The organism is Stenotrophomonas sp. HITSZ_GD, assembly GCF_029543105.1.
Classification (GTDB): Bacteria; Pseudomonadota; Gammaproteobacteria; order Xanthomonadales; family Xanthomonadaceae; genus Stenotrophomonas_A.
The window spans coordinates 13060-38708 of the sequence record NZ_JARQXB010000006.1 but is presented as its reverse complement, the minus strand read 5'-3'; the positions used below and the strand labels follow the sequence as shown (position 1 = coordinate 38708).

The following is a 25649-nucleotide window of genomic DNA, read 5'->3' as shown; positions in this document are numbered from 1 at the left end:
CATGCCAGGAGCGCCCCGCGTGGCGGCGATCAGGACCATCGTGGCCGACGACCACCCGCTGGTGCGCACGGGGGTGCGCCGCGCGCTGGCGCCCGTTCCCGGCATCCGCGTGGTGGGCGAGGCCGACTCGGTGGATGCCTTGTTCGCGCTGTTGCAGGCGTGCGAGTGCGACGTGCTGCTGGTGGACCTGCACATGCCCGGCAGCAGGCATGCCGACGGCGCGCCGATGCTGTGGCAGTTGCAGGCGCGCTGGCCGGCCCTGCGGGTGCTGGTGTTCACCGTGCGCGACCATCTCGCGCTGATCGACTTGATCGCGGCCACGGGCGTGGCCGGCGTGCTGCTCAAGACCACACCGTTGCGCGAGCTGCCGCGCGCGATCGTGCAGGTGCATGCCGGCGGGCGTTACCCAGGCCCTTCGGGTAGCGGCGGCGTGCGCCATATCGGCTCTCCGGCCCGAGGGGCGTCCAGGCCGACGTTGACCGCACGCGAGCGCGAGGTATTCGAGCTGTTCGTGCGCGGAATGCGGGTTACCGAAGTGGCGCAACGACTGGACCGCAGCGTCAAGACGGTAAGCCGGCAGAAGCGTTCAGCGATGGCCAAGCTGCGCTTGCGCAGCCACGCCGAAGCCTATGCCTACGCCCGGGCGACGGGGTTGGCCTGACTCAGTGCGCGGACGCGCCCAGCTGGCGTGCGCCGGTGATGATCATCCGCAGCATCTGCGAAATCTGCTGGACCAGTTCTTCGTCGCGTTCCGGCGGCAGGTCCATCGCGGTGGCCCCCATCGCGAACACCAACCGGGTGATCGCCTTGGCGACCAGCGCCGGCTCGTGCAGCACCGCGCCATCGGCCGCGGCCAGCCGCACCAGGTCGTGCTGCAGTTCTTCCTCGAAGTAATTCAGCTCGCGCTCCACGGCGTGCTTGAACGCATCCGAGCCCACCGCGCCTTCGCGCAACAGCACGTGCAGCAGCTTGTCGTCGGCGCGCAGCTGCTCCATGAAGGTCTCCACCGAAACCCGGATCACGCTGCGCTCGGTGGAGGTCGCGCGCTCGCGCGCCTGGCCGATGATCGTGCGCAGCGAGCGGCCGGCCAGGTCGATCAGCGCCACGGCCAGCTCGTCCATGTCACGGAACTGCCGGTAGAAGCTGTTCGGCGCGATACCGGCCTCGCGGGCCACCTCGCGCAGGCTCAAGGTGGACAGGCTGCGGTGCGGCCCGATCAGCTTCAGCGCCGCAGCCAGCAGGTCCTCGCGCGAGATCGCCGGCTTGCGGGCCGGGGCAGTGTCGGGCAGGTCGGGGGCGGTAACGCTGGCGGGCATGATGGTTCCGGCGGACGCAAGGCTGAATCATAGCGCCTGCCGGAATATACAACTGTATACACAGCTGTGCGCGCATGCGTATAGTGCGCGCATGGCAGCTCTCCTGACTCCCACTTCGTCCTTCGATGCCACCCGGCGCTGGCTCGACCCGGCCTTCTTCGACTTCTGGGCCACGCGCCTGAATCCGCTGTGGACGTGGGAGCGCCCGCGTGCGCGCCTCATTGCCCGTCGCGAGGAAGGGGAGGGCGCGGTCACTTTGTTGCTGCAGGCCAATCGCCATTGGCGAGGCGTCGCGCCCGGTCAGCACGTGGAGCTTGGCGTGCAGCTTCAGGGCACGTGGTTGCGCCGGCATTACAGCCCCACCGTAATTGCGCCCGGCCGCCTGGAGATCACCGTCAAGACGCAGGCCGGCGGGCGGGTGAGCCCGCACCTGGCGCAACACGCCCGTATCGGCGAGGTGTTCGAGCTGGGACAGGGCTTCGGCGATTTCCGCTGGCCGCACGGCAACGCGCCGGTGCTGATGTTGGCCGCCGGCAGCGGCATCACGCCGATGCGCGCGCTGCTGCGCGCGCAGGCCGAACGCGGCCTGGACCGCGACATCACCCTGATGTACTGGACGCGCCGCCGCGAGGAGGCCTGCTTCGCGCAGGAACTGCTGGCGTTGGCGCACGCCCACCCGCGCCTGCGCGTGCAGCTGCACGTGACCGGCGAAGGCGCCGCGCGCGTGGACGCGCTCACGCCGTCGTACTGGCCGGCGCTGGAAGGCACGCAGGTGCTGGCCTGCGGGCCGGGCGGCTTCGTGCAGGCTGCGCGCGCGCGCGTGGCGGAGCAGGCAGCAGGCTACGAGGCCGAGGCCTTCAGCGCGCCCGAACAGACGCTGGCCGAAGACGGCGAGGTGGAGGTCGTGCTTGCCCGCAGCGGCCGCACGCTGCGCCTGCCGCGCGCCGTGTCGCTGCTCGAGGGCCTGGAAGCGCATGGGCTGAAGCCGCGCCACGGTTGCCGCATGGGCATCTGCAACACCTGTGTGTGCCAGCGCCAGAGTGGCGCCACCCGCCACCTGCTCAGCGGCCAGCGGCACGACGAGCCCGCCGCGCCGGTGCGCCTGTGCGTGCAGGCGCCGAGCACCGACCTGATCCTGGAACTCTGAGGAACCCCGCATGACCCGCCCCACCAACCGCGTGCTGACGCCGGCCGAACTGGATCGCTTCGGCGAGGAACTGGACGCGCTGCGCCGCCGCGTGACCGCCGACCTCGGCGCCCGCGATGCGATCTACATCCGCCGCATCGTGGCCGCCGTGCGCTGGACGGGCGTGGCCGGCCGCGCGCTGCTGTTCCTGGGCGCGTTCGTGCCGGTGCTGCTGTGGCCGGCGTGGATCGCCGGCACGCTGCTGCTGGGCCTGTCGAAGATCCTGGAGAACATGGAGCTCGGCCACAACGTCATGCATGGCCAGTACGACTGGATGGGCGATGCGCACCTGCAGGGCGCCACCTACGAGTGGGACATCGTCGCCACCGGCGACAACTGGCGCAAGACGCACAACTTCCGCCACCACACCTACACCAACGTGCGCGGCATGGACGACGACATCGGCTATGGCCTGCTGCGCATCTTCCCCGAGCAGCGCTGGCGCCCGTTCTACCTGCTGCAGCCGCCGATCGCGGTGGTGTTCGCGCTGCTGTTCCAGTGGGGCGTGGCGATCCAGGACCTGCGCGTGGGCCGCTGGTTCACCGGCAAGATGAAGACCCGCCAGCTGCTGCGCATCGCCCGCCCGGTGGGCCGGAAGGCCGCGCGCCAGTTACTCAAGGATTACGTAGTGTTCCCGCTGCTGGCCGGCCCGTTCTTCCTGCCGGTGCTGCTGGGCAACCTGGTCGCTAACGGCATGCGCAACGTCTGGACGTTCGTGGTGATCTTCTGCGGCCACTTCACCGCCGACGCCGAAGTGTTCCCCAAGGAATGCATCCGCGACGAGTCACGCGGGCACTGGTACCTGCGCCAGCTGCGGGGTTCTTCCAACATCAGCGGCGGCCCGGTGATCGACGTGCTCACCGGCAACCTCAGCCACCAGATCGAACACCATTTCTATCCGGACCTGCCGGCGAACCGCTACGCCGCGATTGGCCGCGAGGTGAAGCAGATCTGCGCGCGCTACGGCCAGCACTACAACACTGGCTCGTTGCCGCGGCAGTTCGGCCAGGTGGCGTGGCGCATCCTGCGCCACGCACTGCCCAGCCGCGCCCCGGCGCCCCAGCCGCTGGTGCAGCAGGGCGCCTGAGGCCCGCGCTCAGCGCGACGCGAGCGGCAGCTGCGCCAGCGTCTCGCGCGCGATGGCATCCAGCCGCGTGGCGCTGTCGTCCTTGCGGCTCACGGTGCCGCGGTTGAGCGCGCGCCACACCACGCGGATCGACGAGCGCTCGATCGCCTCCACCTGCAGCGCGCCTTCGGTATAGCGTGCACGGCGGATATCCATCACCGGCGCACCGTCGCCACCGGGCACCACCATCTGCGAACACCCGTTGCTGGTGCACTCCACCGCCGCTTGCGGCGTGGGCTGGCTGCCGACGCCCTCGTCGCGCAGCAGCACCTGCTCGCCATCGCGCACGCCCACGCGGTAGGCGACCAGGAAATCGGCCTGCGACGCGCTCGGCGCGAGCGTGTAGCCCTTGGCCTGCAGGGCGCGATCCAGCGCGGCTTGCAGGCGCGTGCGGAACTGCGGGTCCAGCACGCGCGGGTCGGATTCGGCGGGCAACTGGGCCGGCATCGGCACCCAGGCGTAGTGCGGACCCGGCAACTGCGTGGCCGGCATCGACACCGTGACCTGGCTGGTGGGCGCCACGCGCGCGCCCATGTCGCTGGAACAACCGCTGCCCGCCAGCAGGCACAGCGCCCCTATACCCACGATAAGCCGATAACGCATGACTGCCTGCTCCTTGCCGGTCGAGGTGGGCCGAGCATAGCCGAGCGTCCGCTTGTCCGCCGTGTGCAAGCGGCGGGCGTGCCCACGGCTTGGAAAAATCGCATGAGGTGGCGGATCGTGCCGGCGACTTCGCGCCGACTTCACCGAGGCGATCCACCGTGGCCGCCCCAACCTCACGGAGTGCCGCATGGATTTCATCGCCTTCGCCTTCGCCCTCGCGCTGCTGTTCGCGCTGGGCGGGCTGTCCACCCGCATGGCATGGCGCCGCGCCCATCCGCGTGGTCGCTGGCGTATGGCCGCGGCAGGCTTCTGGTGCGCGGGCGGCGCCTGGGCGGCCGCGGCCTGGCACGAGCCATCCATGGACACCCGTGGCCTGATCCACGACACCGCGCTGCCGTTTGCCGCCCTGGCCTACCTGTTCACCCTGCTCGGCGTGCTGGCATCCGCGTGGGCCGCGTGGGGCTGGCGCGTTCACGCCACCGCCGCTCGCGGGCCACTAGCCTGACCCTCCATTGAGGAGACGAAGATGGACAAGCAGCGAGTGGGCGGCAGTGACGCCAATCCGATCTACCGGGTCACGGAGACGGCGGGCGCGCAGCAGCGCGACAAGTACGTGGTCGGCGATACCGGCGTGGCCTTCGATACGCTGGAGGCGGCCGAGGCGGCCGCCCGCGAGCTGGATACGCTGACCCCGCCGCGCCCCTGAGGGCCCGGCGTCAGGCGGTCGGCGCGCCGGTATGCGGCGTGTCGATCAGCTTGGAAAGATCAAAGCCCTGGCGGCGCGCCTCGTCCAGGAACAGCAAGCGCGAGGCGGCGTCGAGCTGCGGCTGGCGCGCCAGCAACCACAGGTATTCCCGGTTCGGCGTGCCCACCAGCGCGACCTGGTAGTCCGCGTCGAGCTTCAGCACCCAGTAGTCGCCCTTGGTGAAGGGAATCCAGCGCAGACCTTCGGGCAGGAAACTCACCTCCAGCTTGCTGTTGCCCGCGTCCACCGGCGTGGCCTGCCCGACGGATTCCTCGACCTTGCCCTCCACCCGGCAACGGTTGCGCACGTTGACCTTGCCGTCCTCGTCCAGCGCGTAGTGCGCGGAGACGTCGGTGGCATTGGCCGGCTCGTAGCGCATGGGCAGCCGCGCGATCTCGTACCAGGTGCCCAGGTAGCGCTGCAGGTCGAGCGATGGAATGGCGACAACGTCGGAATGGGTCACGGGCAACTCCGCTAGGGGCAGGGCGCTCACCGTAGGGCGCGCCGCATCAACCGCGCGTGGTCGCCGCGTGGTGGGCGCGTGTTGGCTGAGGCGCCCGGCCCGGCGCCTCGCGAATGCCCCTGCCAAGCGCTGGGCCGGCGCCGCTACGCCGGGCGGGCAGCTCAGCGCTGGGCCCGCGCCCGCGCCATGGCCTCGCGGAACTCGTCGGCCGATAGCTGCCCATTGCCATCGGCATCGAGCTGGTCGAAGCGTTTGGCGATACGCGGCAGCGAAGCGTCGGCTTCCGCGCGGCTGATCTGGCCGTCGTGGTTCGTATCGGCCGCGCGGAAACGCTCCGCCGCCTGCGCGAGGCGCTCGCGCTGCGCGTCGGTGAGCGAGGACGCGGCCGGCGCCTGGGCCGACGCGATGAGCGGCCAGGACAAGGCGGCCAGGGACATGAGGGCGAGCCATCGCATGCGGGCGCTCCGTGGCATCAGCGGCCGCCCGGGCAGGCGATGGTTTCGCCCGCGGCAGTGCGGCAACTGCCGGTATGGGTGACGTGCCCATCGGCGACCTGGGTCGCGCCGACGTAGCTACCGCCGTTGCGGCCGGTGGCGGTGGTACTGCGGCTGCCGTCGAGCTGGCCGTCGGCGTCGCGGGCGATGTTGCCGCTGCTGGCGAGCGTGCCGCCCTGCGCGCCTTGCGCACTAAATGATCCGGCGTGCGCGGCGCTGCCGTCGGCCTGCCGGCTGAAGCTGCCCTGGCGCTGCGCCTGCCCGCCGGCCGCACCGACCACCGCCGCGCTGCTGCCGCCGTGCACATTGCCCTGGCGATCGCCCACGAGGTGGTGGCCACGTGCATACGCACCACGCGCGTTCTGGCCGGCGGCGACGGTTCCGGCCGCGCGGCCGTCCGCTCCGGCGGCCACGCCGTGCGCGCGCACACGTCCGGCGTCGGCATCGGCGCTGTGCAGGGAGAGGCCGGCGGCGCACAGCACCGCCAGGCAGAGGGGAAGGGTAGACGTCGCTCTCATGTCGGGGCTCCTGTTCGGCGGTCGGAATGCCGCCGCAGGACACGCTAGCGCCGCCGTGGCCGCAGGGTCGCCCGCATCGGCGAGCAGATGTTTCTGACGCCGGGTGTCGAAACATTTGCTTACACCTCGGCCGGCGGCCGCATTGCCCGGAGCGATCGCGTGGCCCGATAGTGGCGCCATGGACGACACCCTGCCCCGGCTGCTGCTGGTCGACGACGATCCGCGCCTGCGCGAGCTGCTGGCCCGCTACCTGGAGGGGCAGGGCTTCCAGGTGCGCGGCGTCGGCGATGGCACCCAGATGCGCCATGCGCTGGATCGCGGCCACTACGACCTGATCGTGCTCGACCTCATGCTGCCCGGCGACGATGGCCTCACCTTGTGCCGCGACCTGCGTGGCCGCGGCGACCATACGCCGGTGGTGATGCTCACGGCCAAGGGCGACGAGATCGACCGCATCCTCGGCCTGGAGATCGGCGCCGACGACTACCTGCCCAAGCCGGTCAGCCCGCGCGAACTGCTTGCGCGCATCCGCGCCGTGTTGCGACGTGCCGGCCCTGCGGGCGCCGGCGCGCCGCAGCCGCAGGGCGGCACGATGGCAATCGGCGCGCACCGGTTGGACCTGGCCACGCGCGTGCTGCGCCGGGGAGAGGAGGAAGTGCTGTTGACCACGGCCGAATTCGCCGTGCTGTCGGTACTGCTGCGCCATCCGCACCAGCCGCTGAGCCGCGACCGCCTGATGAGCCTGGCCCACGGTCGCGAACACCAGGCCTTCGAGCGCAGCATCGATGTCACCGTGGCGCGGCTGCGCAAATTGGTCGAACGTGACAGCCATGCGCCGCGCGTGATCCAGACCGTGTGGGGGGTGGGGTACGTGTTCGTGCCGCCCCCGGCCGGGGACGTGGCGTGATCCGCCTGCGACCGCGCAGCGTGTTCGGCCAGCTGGTGCTGGTGTTGGCCCTGGTCCTGCTCGGCGCCGCGCTGTGGACGGTGGTGCTCACGCGCGAGGTCGCGCTGCCATCCGATGGACCGCAACGCCTGCGTGCGCTGGCCGGCTTCGCCGATGCCGCCGAGGCGATGGCGCGGCAGCAGTCCCCGCAAGCGGCGGTGGACTGGCTGCGCCAGGCCGGCCTGGAGGTGCGCACCGAAGCGCCCGGCCGCGCGATGCCCTTGGCGGAGCGACTCGGCGCGGTAGCCGTGCCGCGGCTGGCACCGGGCCGCAGCTTGCGGCGCGAGCGCGGCGACACCGGCAGCCGGTGGTGGCTTGGGCTGGCCACGCCAACGCCGGTGTGGGTCGCGCTGCGCAGCGATCCGCCGCGGGTAGCGCGCCGCTGGTCGCTAGGCATGCTGGCGGGCTTGGCGCTGCTGACATGGCTGGCGGCGGCCGGCTTCGCGCGCCGCCTCGTACAGCCGCTGCGCGCGCTGGCCAGGCAGGCGCCAACGCTCGTGCAGGGCGAGCCGTTGCATCCGCTCGCGCCCGGTGCGCCCCGCGAAGTGGAAGAACTTGCCGCCGCACTGGCGCAGGCCAGTGCCGAAGCGCGCGAAGTCGCCGCCGAGCGCGCGGTGATGCTGGCCGGCATCTCGCACGACCTGCGTACGCCGCTGACGCGATTGCAGTACGCGCTGGCGTTGCTGCCGGAAGCCGAACCCGCGCTGCGCGAAGGCATGGAGCACGACATCGCCGAGATCGACGCGATCCTGTCGCAGTTCATCGCCTATGCGCGCGACGGACGCGACGAAGCGATGCAGCCGCTCGACCTCGCCAGCCTGTGTGCCGGCGTGCTGTCGGCCCATCACGCCGGGTGGCGCGTCGTGCTGCCGCCGCAAGCGCCGATGCGCGGCCGGCCGGTTGCGCTGGCGCGCGCGATAGAGAACCTGGTCGGCAATGCGCAGCGGCATGGCGCGGCACCGTTCGAGCTGGCGCTCTCGCCCGAGGCCGGGGGCTGGCGGCTGGAGGTGGCCGACCACGGCCCCGGCATGACGCCTGTACAAGCCGCGCAAGCCATGCGGCCGTTCGTGCACGACGCGCGCGCTGGTGGCGCCGGCCTGGGCCTGGCGATCGTCGAGCGCATCGCCCGCCAGCATGCGGGGGCCTTGCGGCTGGAAGCCAACCTCCCGCACGGCCTGCGCGCCGTCCTCCAACTCTCTGCTGGAAACGCCGAATGAAGCCCTGGATCGTCCTGTGTGTGGTCCTGCTCGCCGCCTTCGTGAACGCCGCGCCCGCAGGAGAATGGCGCGCACTGCGCGGTGCCGACAGCGTGTTGCCGCCGGGCAGCCGCGTGGAAAAGGCGCTGCGCTACGGCGATGACCCGACGCAGCTGCTGGATGTGTACATCCCCGCCCAGGCGCGGCAATCGCCGATCCTGCTGATCGTGCACGGCGGCGGTTGGCGCCGCGGCGGCCGCGACAACCCCGGGTTGGCGCAGCCCAAGGCCGCGCACTGGCTACCGCGCGGCTATGTGGTCGTCTCGGTCGACTACCGCCTCCTGCCCGAGGCCGGTCCGCTGCAGCAGGCCGACGATGTGGCCCATGCCGTGGCCTGGGTGCAGCGGCATGCCGAGCGATGGGGCGCCGACCCCGGCCGCGTCGTGCTGATGGGGCATTCGGCGGGCGCGCATCTGGTGGCGTTGCTGGGCAGCGATGTGTCACGCCTTGCCGCGGCCGGGGCGACGCGCCCGCTGGGCGTGGTGGCGCTGGATAGTGCGGTGATGGATGTGCCGCAGATGATGCAGGCGCCGCGCCACCTGCGCCTGTATGACGATGCGTTTGGCACGAATCCAGATGACTGGCGCCGCGCCTCGCCGTACCACCATCTGGGTCGTGATTCACTGCCGATGCTGGCCGTGTGCTCCAGCCGGCGGGTGGACAGCTGCCCGCAGGCGCAAGCGCTGTCCCGCAGAGCGGCCGGGTTCGGGGTGGCGATTGAGGTGTTGCCGGAGGATCTGTCGCACATGCAGATCAACCGTGCGCTGGGTGAGGCGTCGGCGTACACGGCAGCGGTGGACCGCTACATCGACGGCTTGCTGGCCCCGCGCAGGTAAAGCCGCCGGCGAGTCGGTGCGCGGGTGGCGGGCCATGGTGTCCTTTCCGACGACGCCACTCACGAGGCGCTCCCGCATAGTGCATGCCCGTGCTGTGGGTCTCGACCTGGCGCATGGCGAGGTACGTGCACCGCTTGCGCAAGATCAACGCACCTCGCCCTCGCGCCGGCGGTAACCGATGGCTTCCATCAGGTGCGCGCGTTCGATGCGAACGCTGTCGCCGAGATCGGCGATGGTGCGCGCCACCCGCAGGATGCGATGCAGCGAGCGCGCGGATAGCTGCCATTGCTCGATGGCCTGTTCGAGCAGCCGCTCGTCCGGCGCCGACAACACGCAGTCGCGCGCGGTCAGCGCGGCGTCCAGGTGCGCGTTGAGCCGGCCGGCGCGCTCAACCTGGCGTCGTCGCGCCTCCGCCACGCGCTGGGCGACGCGCGTCGAATCCTCGCTGCGTGGCGCCTGCTGCCGTAGCGCGCTCGGCGGCAGGCGGGGTACTTCGATGTGCAGGTCGATGCGCTCCAGCAAGGGGCCAGACAGCCGGGCGCGGTACCGGGTGATGGCATCGCCCGTACACCGGCAGCGTCCACTGGCATCACCGGCCCAGCCGCACGGGCAGGGGTTCATGGCCCCGACCAGCTGGAAGCGGGCGGGAAATTCCACGTGGCGCGCCGCGCGCGACAGGCTGATGAGGCCCGACTCCAGCGGCTCGCGCAGCACCTCCAGCGTGTGCCGCGACCACTCCGGCAGCTCGTCGAGGAACAGCACGCCGTGATGCGCGAGCGAAATCTCGCCCGGCCGCGCGATCGGGCCGCCGCCGGCCAGCGCCACCGCGCTGGCGGTGTGATGAGGCCTCCGGAAAGGGCGCTGGCGCCAGCGCGCCGTATCCAGCCCCTGCGTGCTGGCCGAGGCGATCGCGGCGACCTCCAGCGCTTCACTCGCCTCCAGCGGCGGCAGCAGCCCGGGCAGGCAGGCCGCGAGCAGCGTCTTTCCGCTTCCGGGGCTGCCGCACAAGAGCAGGTGGTGCCCGCCGGCCGCCGCGATTTCCAGCGCGCGTCGCGCCTGCGGCTGGCCGCGCACCTCGGCCAGGTCGGGGCCGCACGGTGCCAGCGTGGCTGGCGTTTCCGTCTCCACCGCTGCGGGCCACGCCTGTTCGCCACGCAGCGCGGCGCAGACCTGGAGCAGCGTGCGCGCCGGGCGCGGCGCGGCATGCGTCGCCAGCATGGCTTCGGCCGTGTTCGCCTCGGGAAATACGAGGCGACGTCCATCCGCCTGCGCGGCGAGCGCGGCGGTCAGTACGCCATCCACGCCGCGCAGCTCCCCGGTCAGTGCCAGCTCGCCCACGAACTCCAGGCCGGCCAGCGCATCGCGATCCAGTTGCCCGCTCGCGGCCAGGATGCCCAGCGCGATCGGCAGGTCGAACCGGCCGCCCTCCTTGGGCAGATCGGCGGGCGCCAGATTGATGGTGATGCGCCGCGCGGGGAACTCGAACTGCGCGCAGAGCAACGCAGCACGCACGCGTTCGCGTGATTCGCGTACCGCCGCTTCCGGCAACCCGACGATCTGCGTCGACGGCAGGCCGCCGGACAGATGCACTTCAACCCTGACCTCCGGAGCCGCCACGCCCACGCGTGCACGACTGTGCACGAGCGCCAGGCCCATGCGGCTGCTCGGGGCGAAGTGTCAGCCGGGCTGGCCGTTGCGCGCTTCGAGCGCTGCGACGGTTTTTTCCAGCGCCTCGAGTTTCTCGCGCGTGCGCAGCAACACCGCGCGCTGCACGTCGAACTCCTCGCGCGTCACCAGGTCCAGCCGCGACAGCCCGGCCTGCAGCACGTTCTTGAAGCTGGCCTGCAGCTCGTCGCGCGATTCGCGCAGGCCCGGCGGCACGAGGTCGCTGAGGCGGCGGGCGAGGTCGTCGAGGTGGTTGAAATCGATCATGGAAGGTCTCCGGTAGGCCGGGCCAGCATCGGCTGGACGGCCGGCGCGCGCCATCGGTGGCGCGGTGTCTATGACGTAAGGATAAGCCTCGACCCGCTCGCCGCAATGGACGGGTTATTCTTCGCGACCGGAAACCGAGGGGACCGCCCGATGAAAATGATCATGGCCATCGTCAAGCCGTTCAAGCTGGACGACGTGCGCGAGGCGCTGGCCGGCTGCGGCGTGGCCGGCATCACCGCCACCGAGGTCAAGGGCTTCGGGCGCCAGAAGGGCCACACCGAGCTATACCGCGGCGCGGAATACGTGGTGGATTTCCTGCCGAAGGTGAAGATCGAGGTCGCGGTCACCGACGACCAGGTCGAGCAGGTGGTGGAAGCCATCGTGCGCGCGGCGGGCACGGGCAAGATCGGCGACGGCAAGGTGTTCGTCTACGACCTGGGCAGCGTGGTGCGCATCCGCACCGGCGAACTGGACGCCGACGCGCTGTAGCGCGCCGGCATGGCGGCTCAGGCCGCCTCGCCCTTCATGCGGCGGTAGAAGCGCTTCCAGCCGGTGCGGATGCGGCGCACCCAGCCCGGCTCGGCGGTGAGCGCGGCCTGCTCGGCCGAAGGCGCCACGCCGGTCAGGCGCTGCTGCATCTTCAGCAGGTTGGCGTTGTCGCTGCGGCGCAGCTGGCGCGAGATCGGGTTCTCGCGCAACCAGCGCGGGAAGCGCCAGGCGGAGGTGAAGTCGATCAGCACCGGCACGCCGGCGCTCACCACCACGTTGGTGCCGTGCAGGTCGTTGTGGGTGATGCCGGCCGAGTGCAGCTTGTCCAGCGCGTCCTGCAGGTCCTTGAAGACTTCCTGCCCGACCAGCGCGCTCGCGCTGAGCGTCTCGCCCGGAATGAACTCCATGCCCAGCGCCAGCCCGCCGAGCGTGCCCAGCAAGGCAGGCGCGTGGCGCCAGCCCTTGAGCTGCTCCAGCATGCGCGCCTCGTGGCGGACCATCAGGCGGGCGACCGGCGCCAGCAGCGTGCGGCGATAACGGCTGTAGTCCTTCACCACGGCCGGCCGGCCGTTGACGTGGGTGCGGTAGACATTGGGCTCGAGCAGGCGCGTGCCTTCCTTCAACAGGACAGGGGCCGAAAGGTCGGCACCGAGAACGGTGGACTCGCGCATGTTCATCTCGAACTCCTCAGGATCCCGCGCCGGAAGAAAGGGTGGGGCGGCGGCGGGGGGATACGCCGGGACCGGGACACGGTCTGGCGACGGCGGGAATTTTAGAACTCGCCAGTCTTCAAATACTGAATGTTAAAAAAATGCAATGTTCCGCGAATGGAACGCGCGGGGTGGGGCTCAGCGGCCAGTGGCCACGGGCCGAACGCTGCCGCTGCCCAGCAGGACCGCCGCGGCCAGAACCGCGGCCACGCAGGTCAGGGCCAGCGACAGGCTGCTGGCGTGCGCGATGAAGCCGATCAGTGCGGGCCCGGCCAGCGAGCCGGAGTAACCCATCGCCGAGACGGCCGCCACTGCCACCTGCGGGCTCGCGCCCGCCTGGCGGCCCGCGGCGGAGAACGCCAGCGGGGCGATGTTGGCCGCCCCCAGGCCGGCGATGGCGTAGCCGGCCAGCGCCCAAGCGGCGGAGGCGGTCCACAGCGCCAGCGCGAGTCCGCCCACGGCCAGCGTGGTGCCGACCAGCAGCACCGGCATGCCGCCGTGCCGTGCCACCCAGCGGTCGCCCGCGAAGCGGCCCGCGGTCATGGTGAGCGCGAACAGCGCGTAGGCGCCGCCGGCGCGCGCGGTATCCACTTGTTGCAGGGTGTTGAACGCGATCGCGCTCCAGTCGAGCATCGCGCCTTCCATCAGGAAGGTGGCGAAGGCCATGCCGCCGAGCAGCAACAGGCGGCCATGCGGCCAGTGCCAGCCGCCGCCGCCCTCGCCGGCCGGGAGCAGGTGGGGCGCGCCGCGCCACAAACACAGTGCGTTGAGCAGCAGCGCGGGCAGCACCGCGGCCCACGGCGCGGCGCCGAGCCACAGCATCGCCGCCACGCCGCCGGCGCCCAGGATGCAGCCCACGCTGAAACAGCCATGGAAGCCGGACATGAGCGGGCGCGTGGCGCCACGTTCGACGGTCACCGCGTGCAGGTTGATCGCCACGTCCATGCCCCCGAGCGCGGCGCCGTACACGAACAGCACGCACGCCAGGCCGACGTCGCTCGATACGAAGCCCAGCGCGGGCAGGCACAGCATGCCGAGCCCGCCGAGCAGCACGATCAGCCGCCGGCAACCCAGGCGTAGCGCCGCCCAGCCCGCGGCGGGCATCGCGCAGACCGAGCCGACGCCTAGCGCCAGCAGCAACAGGCCCAGTTCGGCTTCGCCGGCGTGGAGCCGGTCGCGCGCGTAGGGCACCAGCGGTGCCCATGCCGACAGGTTGATGCCGGCGACGAGGAAACTGCCGCGCGTGGCCCATTCGAGCGCACGCGAAGACGGCGACGGGCCGACGCTCACGCGCGCGTCGGCCTGTGCCATCCGTCCGCGATCACTCGCCCAGGGCGCGGGCGACGAACGGCGGGGAGACCAGCACGCCGGTATGCAGGTGCGCGGTGTAGTACAGGGTATCGAAGCCCTTGGCCTGCGCATCGTCCTGGCGGAAGGCGAAGTCCGCGCCGGCCTGCTTGCGCGCCAGCGTCACGCTCCACCAGCCGGTCGGGTAGCACGGCTGCGGGAACGGCAGGGTCTTGAACGACTGGAAGCCGGCCTTGCCCATCTCCTGGCGCATTTCCTTGATCAGGTCCAGCAGCGCCAGCGGCGATTCAGACTGCTGCACGAGGATGCCATCGTCCTTCAACGCGCGGAAGCAGCTCTCGTAGAAGGCCTTGTTGAACAGCCCCTCGGCCGGGCCGACCGGGTCGGTCGAATCGACGATCACCACGTCCACGCTGCCGGCCGGGCAGTTGGCCATGTAGGCCACGCCGTCGTCGAACAGCAACTCGGCGCGCGCGTCGCCGTTGGATTCGCACAGCTCGGGGAAGTGCTTCTCCGACATGCGCGTGACCTGCTCGTCGATGTCGCACTGGGTGGCGCTCTCCACGCCCGGGTGCTTGAGCACTTCGCGCAGGGTGCCGCAATCGCCGCCGCCGATGATCACCACGCGCTTGGGCGCGGCGTGGGTGAACAGCACCGGGTGGCTGATCATCTCGTGGTAGAAGAAGTTGTCCTTGCTGGTGAGCATCATCGCGCCATCGATGACCATCAGCTTGCCCCAGTCGGTGCTGTCGTAGATCTCGATCTTCTGGAACGGCGACTGCACCTCGTCCAGCTTGCCGGTGATGCGGAAGCCGATCGCCGAGCCGGTGGGCTGGAAATGCTCGATGTACCAGTTGTCGTTGCTGCTCATGGGGATCCTGTGCGGCGGGCCCGGTGGCCGGGGGCCAGGGGGCGGGCGGGAAGAGGGCGCGCATTGTAGCGAAGGCGCCCGCACGCGTCCGTTACCATCCACGGACAGGCGCCGGGGAGCGGCGCCGTCTCGGGGGAGAACGGGGATGACGGATGTCGTGGCGCATCGCGCGCTGATCGAGCGGCTGGAAGGGGAAGCGGCACGCGCGCCGGGCCGGTACCGCGCCAAGGTGGCGCTGCTCGCCCTGGCCGGCTTCGCCGTGCTGGGCGGCGCGCTGGTGCTGGCGCTCGGGGTGTCGGTCGGGCTGGTGGTGCTGCTGGTGGCGATCAGCCCGCTGTTGCTGCTGAAGCTGTTCAAGGTCGTCTGGATCCCGATCGCCTTCGGCTGGATGCTGCTGCGCAGCCTGTGGGTCCGCTTCGACGCACCGTGGGGCTACCGGCTCGGCAAGCACGAGGCCCCCGCCCTGCAAGTCGAGGTGGAGCGCCTGCGCCGCGAGACCGGCGCGCCCCGCCTGCACGGCATCATCATCGACCGCGACCTCAACGCCGCGGCCGCCACGGTGCCGCGCGCGCTGGGGCTGTTCGGCCACCGCCATTACCTGGTGCTGGGCCTGCCGCTGATGCAGGCGCTGGACCCGCAGCAGTTCGCCTCGGTGATCGCGCACGAATTCGGCCATTTCGGCGGCGGCCATGGCCGCTTCGGCGGCTGGGTGTACCGGGTACGGGCCAGCTGGGACCGCGTGCTGGCGCAGCTGCAGGCGCGCCGTTCGTGGACGAGCGCGTTGTTCGTGCGTTTCTTCCGTTGGTACGCGCCGTACTTCAACGCATACAGCTTCGTGCTGGCGCGCAACCAGGAATACCAGGCCGACGCCATGGCCGCCCGCATCGCCGGCGCCCGCGTGGCGGGCGATGCGCTGGTGCGGGTGAACCTGGGCAGCGAGCGGCTCGCGCAGGATTTCTGGCCCGGCATGCAGCGCCGCGGCGCCACCGAGGCGGCGCCGCCGACGCGGCTGTATCGCGACATGGCCGACAGCCTGCGCCAACCGCACGAGGACGACGCGCGCCGCCTGCAGCGCCTGCTCGCGCGCCCGCCGGGCCATGACGACACCCACCCCACGCTGGCGCAGCGCCTGGCCGCGCTCGCGGTGACCCCGGCATTGGTGCCCCCGCCCACGCGCAGCTTCGCCGAGGCCTACCTGGGCGACCTGCTGCCCCGGCTGGAGCACGAATTCAGCGAGCAATGGCGCCGCCAGGTCGAGTTCGACTGGCGCGAAAGCCATCGCCAGCGCGCTGCCGATGTGCAGCGGCTGGCCGAGCTGGAGGCGATGCCGGTGCGCGGTGCCGACGAGGCGGTCGAGCATGCGCGGCTATCCGAGGCTCTGGTGCCGGGCGTGGAGGCGATGGCGCTGTACCGCAAGGCGCTGGAACAGGCGCCCGCCGATCCCTTCGTGCACTTCCGCCTCGGCGTGCTGATGCTGGAGGCGGACAATGCGGCCGGCGTGGCGCACCTGCGGCGGGCAATCAGCCTGGATGCGCAGTGCCGCGAGGTCGCCCTTCAGCACCTGGCCAGGTATTACCGCGAGCGCGGCGACGCCGCCGGCGAGGACGAGATCGCCACCGAGTGGCAGCAAATGCAGGACGCCCGCCTGCGCGGCTACCACGCGCGCAACGAGCTGGGCGCCAAGGACGTCTTCCTCGCCCACGGCCTGGATGCGTCGACGCTGGCCGCGCTGCGCGCGGTGCTCGATGCGCAGCGCAGCGTCGCCAAGGCCTGGCTGGTGCGCAAGCAGTTGCCCGGCGACGATGGCGGCGTGCCGCACTACGTGTTGCTGGTGGCCTGGCGCGGCCTGATCTACAGCGAGGCAGAGCGGCTCAAGCGCCTCGTGGACGCCATCGAGCTGCCGGGCACCTTCATCGTGTTCGCCGGCAACCGCCAGTACCGCGCGGCGGCGCGGCGGCTGCGCAAGGCCGCGGGGGAGCCTGTTTACCGCAAGTAGCCATGGGAGGTGGGTAGAATGCGCGTCCCCTGCGCCTGTCCCCGGAAACGCCCATGACCTGGTCCATCGACCAAGCCCGCAAGACCTACTCGATCCCGCACTGGGCCGATGGGTATTTCGACGTCGACGCGGCGGGGCACGTGGTGGTCAGGCCGACCGGTGCCCAGGGCCCGGTGGTGTCGCTGCCGGAAGTGGTCGACGCCGCGCGCGCCTCCGGCGCCAAGCTGCCGCTGCTGGTGCGCTTCCCGGACATCCTCGGCGAGCGCCTGGGCAAGCTGCAGGCCGCCTTCGGCCAGGCACAGGCCGACTGGGACTACGCCGGCGGCTATACCGCGGTGTATCCGATCAAGGTGAACCAGCATCGCGGCGTCGCCGGCACGCTGGCCTCGCACCATGGCGAGGGCTTCGGCCTGGAAGCGGGCAGCAAGCCGGAACTGATGGCCGTGCTGGCGCTCTCGCGCCCGGGTGGGCTGATCGTCTGCAACGGCTACAAGGACCGCGAGTACATCCGCCTGGCGCTGATCGGCCGCAAGCTGGGCCTGCAGACCTTCATCGTCATCGAGAAGCCCTCCGAGCTGAAGCTGGTGTTGGAAGAGTCGCGCCGGCTGGACGTGAAGCCCGGCCTGGGCGTGCGCATGCGCCTGGCTTCGCTGGGGGCGGGCAAGTGGCAGAACAGCGGGGGCGACAAGGCCAAGTTCGGCCTTTCGCCACGCCAGGTGCTGGACCTGTGGAAGTCGCTGCGCGATACCGAATACGCCGACTGCCTGAACCTGCTGCACTTCCACATGGGCTCGCAGATCTCCAACGTGCGCGACATCGCCAACGGCATGCGCGAAGCGACCCGCTACTTCGTCGAGCTCTCGCGCCTGGGCGCGAAGATCAGCCATGTCGACGTCGGCGGCGGGCTGGGCATCGACTACGAGGGTACCCGCTCGCGCAGCTACTGCTCGATCAACTACGGCCTGCATTCGTACGCCAGCAATATCGTCCAGCCGCTGGCCAGCGCGTGCGAGGAGCACGGGCTGCCGCAGCCGCGCATCGTCACCGAGTGCGGCCGCGCGATGACCGCGCACCACGCGGTGCTGATCGCCAACGTCTCGGAAGTGGAGCAGGCGCCGGAGGGGCGCGTGCCGGACGCGCACGACGACGAGCCGCCGGCGATCCGCCACCTGCGCGAGATCCACGAGGAGCTGGACGTGCGCCCGGCGGTGGAGTTGTTCCAGGAGGCGCAGCATTTCCATGCCGAAGGCCTGTCGGCCTACGCCCTGGGCCAGATCGACCTGGTGCACCGCGCGCGCATCGACGACTTGTTCTACGCCATCGCCCACGGCGTGCGCGCGCGCCTGAGCTTCGACGAGAAGAGCCATCGCCCGCTGCTGGACGAGCTCAACGAGCGGCTGGTCGACAAGTATTTCGTCAACTTCAGCGTATTCGAGTCGATCCCGGACGTGTGGGCGATCGACCAGGTGTTCCCGATCGTGCCGATCGAGCGCCTGGACGAGGTGCCCGAGCGCCGTGGCGTGGTCTGCGACATGACGTGCGACTCGGACGGCATGGTCAAGACCTACGTCGAGAACGAGAGCCTGGATACCTCGCTGCCGTTGCATGCGCTGCGCGCGGGCGAGTCCTACCGCATCGGCTTCTTCCTGGTCGGTGCATACCAGGAGATCCTCGGCGACATCCACAACCTGTTCGGCGACACCGACGCGGTCGAAGTGGCCGTGGACGGCAGCGGCTATCGCATTGCCCAGCAGCGCCGTGGCGATACTACCGACGTGATGCTGGACTACGTCGGCTACCGCCTGGACGACCTGCGCGGCGCCTACGCCGAGCGCATCGCCGCCGCGCAACTGCCGGCGCCGCAGGCGCAGGCACTGGCCGACGCACTGGAAGCCGGCCTGACCGGCTACACCTACCTCTCCGACGAACCGCTGGCCTGAGCCCGCGCGCGCGGCGCGCGCCCACCGGGCAGCGCCGCCACCTGCGCGGCTACCGCCTCGCGCACGAGCGAGGCCAGTGCATCGACCGCCGGCGAATCGCTGGCGCGATGCAGGTGCAGCGCCACCGTGGGCATCGCAGGCAGGCCGTGCGCCCGCGGGTCGAGCACGCGCAGGCCGCGCGGCAGGCACAGGGGCGTGCGGAGGGTAATGCCCAGGCCGGCTTCCACCGCCGCCCACACGCCGGCGAGGCTGGCGCTGCTGAAGGCCACGCGCCAAGCAATGCCGGCCTCGTCCAGCGCCGCGATCGCGGCGCTACGCATCGGGCAGGGCGCATCGAGCATGGCCAGGGGCAGCGGTGCCGCCTGCGGGCCGGCGAGCGTACTTCCCACGACGGGGCCCACCCAGCACAGCGGCACCTGGGCCAGCGTCTGCGGCGACAGCGAGGCAGGCAGTGTCGGGCCGGCCCAGGCCAGTGCAAGGTCGAACTGCCCCGCGGCGAGGCCCTCCACCAATGCCGCGCCGCGCGCGATCTGCGCCTCCACCTGCAGCCGCGGATGCGCGCGGCCGAAGCGGCCCAGCACGGCCGGCAGCAGCTGCTCGCCGAATTCCGCCTGCAGGCCGAGGCGCACTTCGCCTTGCCAATGCGCGCCGTCGAGCGCGGCGACCGCTTCGTCGTTCAAGGCCAGCAGGCGGCGCGCGTAGCCGTGCAGCACTTCGCCGGTCGGCGTGAGCGCCAGTCCGCGGCCATGGCGCACCAGGAGCGGTGCGCCGGCCTGCTGTTCGAGCTTCTTCAACTGCGCGCTGACGGCCGAGGTCGAACGATGCAGTTGCACCGCGGCGCGGGCGAAGCTGCCCAGTGCGATGCCGGTGGTGAAGCTGCGCAAGGCATCCAGGTCGAGGTGCAGGGTCCGCATCGAATGTCCCGGTTTGATGGACGAACTTTGCTGAATTATCCGATTTACCGGACGGTTCGCCAGTCCCACGATGGAGGCCCGCCTACCCCAGGCCCGCCTACCCCAGGAGCGCCCCATGCCCCTTGTCCAGATCGACCTGCGTGCCACATCGCCCGAGCGGATCGCCGCCATTCGCGACGGCGTGTATGCCGCCCTGCGCGCCAGTTTCGAGGTGCCGGAAGACGACCGCTTCATCGTGGTCAACCAGCACCTGGCGCATGAGTTCGACTATGACCCCGGCTATCTCGGCATCGACCGCAGCGACGAGCTGGTGTTCATCCGCATCCACTGCACCGCTTCGCGCGGCGTGACGCAGAAGAAGGCGCTGTACCGCGACATAGTCGAGCGCTTGGTGCGCGCGCCGGGCCTGCGTGCGGAGGATGTCTTCATCCACTTGATAGAGACCCCGCGCGAGAACTGGTCCTTCGGCCGCGGCGAGATGCAGTACGCCTGAGCCGCCCCGGCCAGTAGGCAAGCCCGGGCCGATGCGCGACCATGCCCGAGTCCGCCACGTGCGAGGACCTGCGGCATGCTGGAACTGCTCAAGGCGGTGACGACCGGGCTGGCGATGTTGCTGCCCATCGCCAACCCGCTGACCACCGTGGCCCTGCTGCTGGGCTTGTCCACCGGCATGAGCGCCCAGGAGCGCAACCGGCAGGCGCTGCTGGCCTGCGGCTATGTCTTCGCAATCATGTGCGTGACCTTCTACGCCGGGCAGGCGGTGATGGAGCTGTTTGGCATCTCGATCCCGGCGCTGCGCATCGCCGGCGGGATGATCGTCGCCTTCATCGGCATGCGCATGCTGTTCCCGCGCGAGAAGCCGGAGGAGGCGCCGGAGGTGGAGAGCCGCGCCGAGGAGCTGCGCCAGCATCGCAAGTCGGACATCGCCTTCATTCCGTTGGCCATGCCCAGCACCGCCGGGCCGGGCACCATCGCGCTGATCATCAGCACCGCGGCGGCCATGAAGGACGAACAGCCGTTCGCGCCATGGGTGATGTGGACCGCGCCGGTGCTCACGTTCTTCCTGCTGTGCGTGATCCTGCTGCTCTGCCTGCGCAGTGCCGGCGGGATCATCCGCCTCATCGGCCAGAGCGGCGTGGACGCGTTCGCGCGCCTGATGGGGTTCCTGCTGGTGTGCCTGGGCACGCAGTTCCTGATCAACGGCGTGCTCGACATCGTGCGCGACTATCCGCTGGCGAGCTGATTCGCGCGCCGCGGCGCATGGCTACAATCGCGCTTCCCCTCTTGCTGCCTCGACCATGCGTCTACCCGGCCTGGACCTGCTGCGTGCCATCGCCATCGTCTGGGTGATGCTGTTCCATTCCTTCGTGGTGGGTGGGCTGGGGCCGGATTGGTCGTGGCTTTCACGCTACGGCTGGATGGGCGTGGACCTGTTCTTCGTGCTCAGCGGGTTCCTGATCGGCAGCCAGGTATTGCAGCCGCTGGCCGCCGGCGGGCGGCTGGATTTCGGGGACTTCTACCTGCGCCGCGCCTTCCGCATCCTGCCCGCGTTCGTCGTGGTCCTGGTGCTGTACGTATGCATGCCGGCCTTCCGCGAGGCGCCGGGGCTGGAGCCGGCGTGGAGATTCCTGACCTTCACGGTGAACCTGCTGATCGACTACGGCGCGAATTCGGCCTTCTCGCATGCCTGGTCGTTGTGCGTGGAGGAACATTTCTATCTGCTCTTCCCCCTGTTGGCGGTGCTTATGGCGCGGCGTTCTTCGTCCGCGCGGCTCGGGTGGCTGGCGGCCGGCATCGTGCTGGGCGGCATCGCGTTGCGCGCGGGCATCTGGTGGCACGACCACGCGCTCGACCCGGACATGCAACTGCGCAACTGGTTTGTGGAGGACCTGTATTTCCCGACCTGGAACCGGCTCGATGGCCTGCTCTGCGGTGTGCTGCTGGCGACCTGGCGCACCTGGCGGCCCGCGTCGTGGGAGCGCGCGCAGCAGCACGCCAACCTCGTGTTGCTGGCCGGCGTGGCGGTCATGGCGTTGGCGCTGTGGCTGTTCCGCGACCGTGTGGGTTTGCTCGGCAACTCGCTCGGCTGGCCGGTGCTGTCGCTGGGCATGGGCCTGTTGGTATTTGCCGGCGCCGCGCCGGGCAGCTGGATCGGACGCCGCGCGCTGCCGTTCGCCGGCTGGCTGGCCGCGGTGTCCTACAGCCTCTACCTGGTGCACAAGGCCATCTACCACCTCGTGCAGGCCGCCTGGGGCGACTGGTTGGCCGGTCGCGGGTTCCTCGCCTTCGCGATCTATGGCGCCGCCGCGCTGCTGGCGGCGGCTGTGCTGCATTACCTCGTCGAACGGCCCGGCCTGCGCCTGCGCCATCGCTGGCGGGCGCGGCGACAGGCCGCGTCCGCCGCGGCCTGAGGGTTCAGGCCTCGCGCGAGACCTGGAAGCCGGCGAACGACTGCGTCACCGGCATGATCTCCAGGCGATTGATGTTCAGGTGCGGCGGCAGCGTGGCGACGTAGTAGATCGACTCGGCGATGTCCTCCGCGGTCATCGGGTTCGCGCCGGTATACAGCCTGTCCGACGCGGCCTGGTCGCCATGGGTGCGCACCAGGGTGAACTCGGTCTCCGCCATGCCCGGCTCGATCGAGGTCACGCGCACGCCGGTGCCGTGCAGGTCCGAACGCAGCCCCAGCGAGAACTGGCTGACGAAGGCCTTGGTGCCGCCGTAGGTATTGCCGCCGGGATACGGATAGGTCGCCGCGACCGAGCTGATGTTGATGATCGCGCCCTTGCGCGCGATCAGCCGGGGCAGCAGACGGTGGGTGAGGTTCACCAGCGCGGTCACGTTGGTGTCGATCATCGTGTGCCAGTCCTGCAGCGAGGCCGATTGCGCCGGCGCGGTACCCTGGGCCAGCCCGGCGTTGTTCACCAGCAGGTCGATGTCGGCGAAGGCGGGCGGCAGCGCGGCGAGCGCGGCGTCCATCGCGGCGGCGTCGCGCACATCGAACACGGCGGCGTGCACTTGCTCGGCGCCGAATTCCTCCACCAGCGGCTGCAGGCGTTCGGCGCGCCGGCCGGTGACAATCACGCGCCAGCCGGCGCCGGCGAAGCGACGCGCGGCGGCCAGGCCGAAGCCGGAAGTGGCGCCGGTGATAAGGGCGGTCTGGGTCATGGCTGCTCCAAGGGAAAGCGACGTTGAATTTTCGCATCCGGCACCGCCGCGCGGATGCACGGATGGCGCAACGACGCGGGCGGGCGATAGGACAACAAAAAAGCCCGGCACCAGGCCGGGCTTTCAGCAGGGCGGCGGATTACTGCGCCTTGATCGCGATGGCGGGCAACCCGCTGCCGCTGAGCTTCTGCTTGGCCTCGGCCAACTCGCTGGCGGTGCCGTACGGCCCCATGCGGACGCGGTAGACCGTCTTGCCGCCGATCTGCGCCGATTCCACGCGCGCCGCCAGGCCGAGCATCGCCAGCTTGGCCTTGGTCGATTCCGCATCGCCCGAGGCGCCGAACGAACCGGCCTGCAGGATGTAGCGCACGTTGTCGCTGGTGGCCGACGCGGGGGTGGTGGCTGGCGCCGGTGTCGTCGTCGTCGTGGCGACGGTGGCCGCTGGCGTGGTCGGGGGGGCGGCGGGCGTGGTGCGCGCCGGGGCCGCTTCGGCCACCGGCTTGGGCGCCGGCGCTTCGTTGATCGGGGCCGGCTGGCTTGGCGTGGCCGCATCGGGATTGTTCGCGGCCACGACGCTCGCCGGCGCCGGCGGCACGGGCTTGCCTTCCAGCGCGGCGCGCGCGCGCGCGGCTTCCTCGGCGCGCGCGCTGGCTGCCAGTTCGGCATCGGACATCTGCACTTCCTTGCCCGGCAGCAGCGTGTAGAAGTCGTACTGCGTCTGCGCGGCTGGGTCGGCGGCCTTGTCCCCCGGCTTGTCGCCCGCCGGCTTGGGCAGTTCGGCCGGGCTGTCGACATCGGCATCGACCACCGGCGCGGGCTGCGCGTCCGGGTTCGGATGCGGGCCGACGCGCAGGAAGCCGTCGCCGTCCTTCTTGAACAGGCCGGGCGCTGCCAGGAACACCACCGCGGCGATCGCCGCGCCGGCCACCAGCCAGACCCAACCCGGGGTGCCGTTGCCGCTGTTGCGCTTTGCCTGGCTCTTACCGCGACGTGCTGCCATCTACCGCTTCTCCGTTGAACTGCCTGAACCTTGCGGTTCCTTACATTTTTTCCGGCGCGCCAACGCCGAGGATGTCCAGCCCGTTGGCCAGCACCTGGCGTGCGGCCTGCGCCAGCGCCAGCTTGGCGTCGCGTTCGGCCGCGTCGTCCACCAGCACCGGCGTCCCGTGATACCACGTGTGGAAGGCGTGCGCCAATTCACGCAGGTACTGCGCGATCTGGTGCGGCTCCAGCGCCTCACCGGCGGCCTCGACGACTTCCGGATAGCGGGAAATCTCGATCATCAGCCACAGCGAGGTCTCGTCGTTCAGCAGCCCCAGCCCGGCGCTGCCCTTGCCCAGGTCGTGCGCCAGGCCCTTCTCCTGCGCCTGGCGCAGCAGGCTGCACACGCGGGCGTGGGCATACTGCACGTAGAAGACCGGGTTGTCATTGCTCTGCTGGCGTGCGAGATCGATGTCGAAGGTCAGCTGCGAATCGGGCTTGCGCGCGATCAGGAACCAGCGGGTGGCATCGCGGCCGACTTCGTCGATCAGGTCGCGCAAGGTCAGGTAGCTGCCGGCGCGCTTGGACAGCTTCACCTCCTCGCCGCCGCGCATCACCGTCACCATCTGGTGCAGCACGTATTCCGGCCAGCCCTTGGGAATGCCCAGGTCCATGGCCTGCAGGCCGGCGCGCACGCGCGCCAGCGAGCCGTGGTGGTCGGCGCCCAGTTCGGTAATCGCGCGCTCGTAGCCGCGCTGCCACTTGGTGAGGTGGTAGGCCACGTCCGGCACGAAGTAGGTGTACGTGCCGTCGGACTTGCGCATCACGCGGTCCTTGTCGTCGCCGAAGTCGCTGGACTTCAGCCACAGCGCGCCGCCTTCCTCGTAGGTGTGGCCGGAGGCGATGAGCTTCTGCACTGCTTCCTCGACCTTGCCGTCGCGGTACAGCGAGCTTTCCAGGAAGTAGATGTCGAAATCCACGCCGAACGCGGCCAAGTCGTGGTTCTGCTCGTTGCGCAGGTAGGCCACGGCGAAGCGGCGGATCGCGTCGAAGTCCTGCGGATCCTTGGCGCCGGTGACCAGGTGGCCTTCCAGGTCGACCGTCTCGCCGGCCAGGTAGGCCTTGGCCACATCGACGATGTAGTCGCCGCGGTAGCCGTCTTCCGGCCAGCCTTCGCTGTCCGGCGTCAGGCCGAGCGCGCGCGACTGCACCGAGCGGGCGAGGTTCTCGATCTGCACGCCGGCGTCGTTGTAGTAGAACTCGCGCTTGACGTTCCAGCCGTTGGCATCGAGCAGGCGGGCCAGGCTGTCGCCGATGGCCGCCGCGCGGCCATGGCCGACGTGCAGCGGGCCGGTCGGGTTGGCCGACACGTACTCCACGCCCACGTTGTGCCCGTCGCCGCGCAGGTTGCGCCCGTAGTCATGGCCCTGCTTGAGCACGCTGGCCGCTTCGCGCTGGTATGCGGTGGGCGCCAGATGGAAGTTGATGAAACCCGGGCCGGCGATCTCCACTCGGGCCACGTCGTCGCTGGCGGGCAGCGCCTGGACCAGTGCCTGGGCCAGCGCGCGCGGATTGGTGCGCGCCGCCTTGGCCAGCAGCATCGCGGCGTTGGTGGCGAAATCGCCGTGCTCGCGGGTCTTCGGACGTTCGACCACGAAATCCGGCGGCAGGGTGTCGGCGGGCAGGGTGCCGTTGGCGCGCAAGGCTTCGATGCCTTGACCAATCAGGGCGCGGAGTTGGGGTTTCACGGAGGATTCTGCTGGAGCGAGAAAGGCGGCGATTTTAACCGACCCCGCGATGACGGACGCGGGGAACGTTCAGCTGGGGCCGCGCGCGGCGCCCCCACGGACG

Annotated in this window: 28 protein-coding genes; 14 read left to right on the top strand and 14 right to left on the bottom strand. The window is 70.7% G+C overall.

The window, feature by feature from the left end; genetic code table 11:
- Window positions 1-19: 19 nt before the first annotated feature.
- Window positions 20-661: a response regulator transcription factor gene (locus P6166_RS07980; protein ID WP_277763944.1), complete on the top strand. Its 642-nt coding sequence runs from the start codon at window positions 20-22 to the stop codon at window positions 659-661.
- A gap of 1 nt (window position 662) precedes the next feature.
- Here the strand turns inward: P6166_RS07980 and fabR are convergent, their stop codons facing one another.
- Window positions 663-1316 (bottom strand): HTH-type transcriptional repressor FabR, encoded by a 654-nt coding sequence (gene fabR / locus P6166_RS07975; protein ID WP_277763943.1) that lies wholly within the window; start codon window positions 1314-1316, stop codon window positions 663-665.
- Between the two features lie 91 nt (window positions 1317-1407).
- On the opposite strand from fabR, the gene P6166_RS07970 reads away from it, so the two are divergent.
- Together P6166_RS07970 and P6166_RS07965 are read left to right on the top strand one after the other, a co-directional pair.
- On the top strand, window positions 1408-2463 hold the full coding sequence (locus tag P6166_RS07970) for a ferredoxin reductase (RefSeq protein ID WP_277763942.1): 1056 nt from the start codon (window positions 1408-1410) through the stop codon (window positions 2461-2463).
- Window positions 2464-2473: 10 nt separating this feature from the next.
- Window positions 2474-3589, top strand: a complete 1116-nt coding sequence (locus tag P6166_RS07965) for an acyl-CoA desaturase (RefSeq protein ID WP_277763941.1) — start codon at window positions 2474-2476, stop codon at window positions 3587-3589.
- A 9-nt stretch (window positions 3590-3598) separates the two neighbouring features.
- On the opposite strand, the gene P6166_RS07960 is transcribed toward P6166_RS07965, so the two are convergent.
- Entirely contained in the window at window positions 3599-4231 is a 633-nt protein-coding gene (locus P6166_RS07960) for a DUF4136 domain-containing protein (RefSeq protein WP_277763940.1), read from the bottom strand.
- Between the two features lie 187 nt (window positions 4232-4418).
- Between P6166_RS07960 and P6166_RS07955 the strand changes: the two genes are divergently transcribed.
- A complete protein-coding gene (locus P6166_RS07955; RefSeq protein WP_277763939.1) occupies window positions 4419-4736 on the top strand; it encodes a hypothetical protein in 318 nt (105 codons plus the stop codon).
- A gap of 21 nt (window positions 4737-4757) precedes the next feature.
- On the top strand, window positions 4758-4937 hold the full coding sequence (locus tag P6166_RS07950; protein ID WP_277763938.1) for a hypothetical protein: 180 nt from the start codon (window positions 4758-4760) through the stop codon (window positions 4935-4937).
- Between the two features lie 10 nt (window positions 4938-4947).
- On the opposite strand, the gene P6166_RS07945 is transcribed toward P6166_RS07950, so the two are convergent.
- The 3 genes from P6166_RS07945 to P6166_RS07935 all read right to left on the bottom strand — a co-directional run bounded on the left by P6166_RS07945 (window position 4948) and on the right by P6166_RS07935 (window position 6451).
- Window positions 4948-5439, bottom strand: a complete 492-nt coding sequence (locus P6166_RS07945; RefSeq protein ID WP_277763937.1) for a lipocalin family protein — start codon at window positions 5437-5439, stop codon at window positions 4948-4950.
- A 161-nt stretch (window positions 5440-5600) separates the two neighbouring features.
- Window positions 5601-5876, bottom strand: coding sequence for an EF-hand domain-containing protein (locus P6166_RS07940; protein WP_277763936.1), 276 nt, complete (start codon window positions 5874-5876; stop codon window positions 5601-5603).
- Window positions 5877-5911: 35 nt separating this feature from the next.
- A complete protein-coding gene (locus tag P6166_RS07935) occupies window positions 5912-6451 on the bottom strand; it encodes a hypothetical protein (protein WP_277763935.1) in 540 nt (179 codons plus the stop codon).
- A 178-nt stretch (window positions 6452-6629) separates the two neighbouring features.
- Here P6166_RS07935 and ompR point away from each other — a divergent pair, with 178 nt between their 5' ends.
- From ompR to P6166_RS07920, 3 genes are read left to right on the top strand one after another with little or no spacing between them, the layout of a single operon-like run.
- Window positions 6630-7358 (top strand): two-component system response regulator OmpR, encoded by a 729-nt coding sequence (ompR, locus tag P6166_RS07930; protein WP_277763934.1) that lies wholly within the window; start codon window positions 6630-6632, stop codon window positions 7356-7358.
- Window positions 7355-8614 (top strand): ATP-binding protein, encoded by a 1260-nt coding sequence (locus tag P6166_RS07925; protein ID WP_277763933.1) that lies wholly within the window; start codon window positions 7355-7357, stop codon window positions 8612-8614. The genes ompR and P6166_RS07925 overlap by 4 nt, the downstream gene beginning before the upstream one ends.
- A complete protein-coding gene (locus tag P6166_RS07920) occupies window positions 8611-9489 on the top strand; it encodes an alpha/beta hydrolase (RefSeq protein ID WP_277763932.1) in 879 nt (292 codons plus the stop codon). The genes P6166_RS07925 and P6166_RS07920 overlap by 4 nt, the downstream gene beginning before the upstream one ends.
- Window positions 9490-9633: 144 nt before the next feature.
- Here P6166_RS07920 and P6166_RS07915 read toward each other — a convergent pair whose 3' ends face one another.
- Together P6166_RS07915 and P6166_RS07910 are read right to left on the bottom strand one after the other, a co-directional pair.
- Complete coding sequence (locus P6166_RS07915) at window positions 9634-11145, bottom strand: YifB family Mg chelatase-like AAA ATPase (protein ID WP_277763931.1); 1512 nt, start codon at window positions 11143-11145, stop codon at window positions 9634-9636.
- 21 nt (window positions 11146-11166) lie between these two features.
- Complete coding sequence (locus P6166_RS07910; RefSeq protein ID WP_277763930.1) at window positions 11167-11421, bottom strand: accessory factor UbiK family protein; 255 nt, start codon at window positions 11419-11421, stop codon at window positions 11167-11169.
- Between the two features lie 150 nt (window positions 11422-11571).
- On the opposite strand from P6166_RS07910, the gene P6166_RS07905 reads away from it, so the two are divergent.
- Window positions 11572-11910, top strand: a complete 339-nt coding sequence (locus P6166_RS07905) for a P-II family nitrogen regulator (protein WP_057645235.1) — start codon at window positions 11572-11574, stop codon at window positions 11908-11910.
- Between the two features lie 17 nt (window positions 11911-11927).
- Here the strand turns inward: P6166_RS07905 and P6166_RS07900 are convergent, their stop codons facing one another.
- The 3 genes from P6166_RS07900 to speE form a co-directional block, all read right to left on the bottom strand.
- On the bottom strand, window positions 11928-12587 hold the full coding sequence (locus tag P6166_RS07900; RefSeq protein WP_277763929.1) for a kinase: 660 nt from the start codon (window positions 12585-12587) through the stop codon (window positions 11928-11930).
- Between the two features lie 171 nt (window positions 12588-12758).
- Entirely contained in the window at window positions 12759-13931 is a 1173-nt protein-coding gene (locus P6166_RS07895; protein ID WP_277763928.1) for an MFS transporter, read from the bottom strand.
- Between the two features lie 10 nt (window positions 13932-13941).
- Entirely contained in the window at window positions 13942-14799 is an 858-nt protein-coding gene (speE, locus tag P6166_RS07890) for a polyamine aminopropyltransferase (RefSeq protein ID WP_277763927.1), read from the bottom strand.
- 145 nt (window positions 14800-14944) lie between these two features.
- Between speE and P6166_RS07885 the strand changes: the two genes are divergently transcribed.
- Both P6166_RS07885 and speA read left to right on the top strand, forming a co-directional pair.
- Complete coding sequence (locus P6166_RS07885) at window positions 14945-16795, top strand: M48 family metallopeptidase (RefSeq protein ID WP_277763926.1); 1851 nt, start codon at window positions 14945-14947, stop codon at window positions 16793-16795.
- A gap of 53 nt (window positions 16796-16848) precedes the next feature.
- Window positions 16849-18735, top strand: coding sequence for an arginine decarboxylase (gene speA, locus P6166_RS07880; protein WP_277763925.1), 1887 nt, complete (start codon window positions 16849-16851; stop codon window positions 18733-18735).
- Here speA and P6166_RS07875 read toward each other — a convergent pair.
- Complete coding sequence (locus P6166_RS07875) at window positions 18708-19649, bottom strand: LysR substrate-binding domain-containing protein (protein WP_277763924.1); 942 nt, start codon at window positions 19647-19649, stop codon at window positions 18708-18710. The two genes, speA and P6166_RS07875, sit on opposite strands and share 28 nt — an antisense overlap.
- 115 nt (window positions 19650-19764) lie before the next feature.
- On the opposite strand from P6166_RS07875, the gene P6166_RS07870 reads away from it, so the two are divergent.
- The 3 genes from P6166_RS07870 (at window position 19765) to P6166_RS07860 (ending at window position 22060) form a co-directional block, all read left to right on the top strand.
- Window positions 19765-20142: a tautomerase family protein gene (locus tag P6166_RS07870; protein ID WP_277763923.1), complete on the top strand. Its 378-nt coding sequence runs from the start codon at window positions 19765-19767 to the stop codon at window positions 20140-20142.
- A gap of 75 nt (window positions 20143-20217) precedes the next feature.
- A complete protein-coding gene (locus tag P6166_RS07865) occupies window positions 20218-20892 on the top strand; it encodes a MarC family NAAT transporter (RefSeq protein WP_277763922.1) in 675 nt (224 codons plus the stop codon).
- Window positions 20893-20947: 55 nt separating this feature from the next.
- Window positions 20948-22060: an acyltransferase gene (locus tag P6166_RS07860; protein WP_277763921.1), complete on the top strand. Its 1113-nt coding sequence runs from the start codon at window positions 20948-20950 to the stop codon at window positions 22058-22060.
- A 4-nt stretch (window positions 22061-22064) separates the two neighbouring features.
- Here P6166_RS07860 and P6166_RS07855 read toward each other — a convergent pair whose 3' ends face one another.
- The 3 genes from P6166_RS07855 to argS form a co-directional block, all read right to left on the bottom strand.
- A complete protein-coding gene (locus P6166_RS07855; protein ID WP_277763920.1) occupies window positions 22065-22817 on the bottom strand; it encodes an SDR family NAD(P)-dependent oxidoreductase in 753 nt (250 codons plus the stop codon).
- Window positions 22818-22956: 139 nt separating this feature from the next.
- A complete protein-coding gene (locus P6166_RS07850) occupies window positions 22957-23817 on the bottom strand; it encodes an SPOR domain-containing protein (RefSeq protein WP_277763919.1) in 861 nt (286 codons plus the stop codon).
- Between the two features lie 40 nt (window positions 23818-23857).
- Window positions 23858-25546, bottom strand: coding sequence for an arginine--tRNA ligase (argS, locus tag P6166_RS07845; protein WP_277763918.1), 1689 nt, complete (start codon window positions 25544-25546; stop codon window positions 23858-23860).
- Window positions 25547-25649 lie beyond the last annotated feature (103 nt).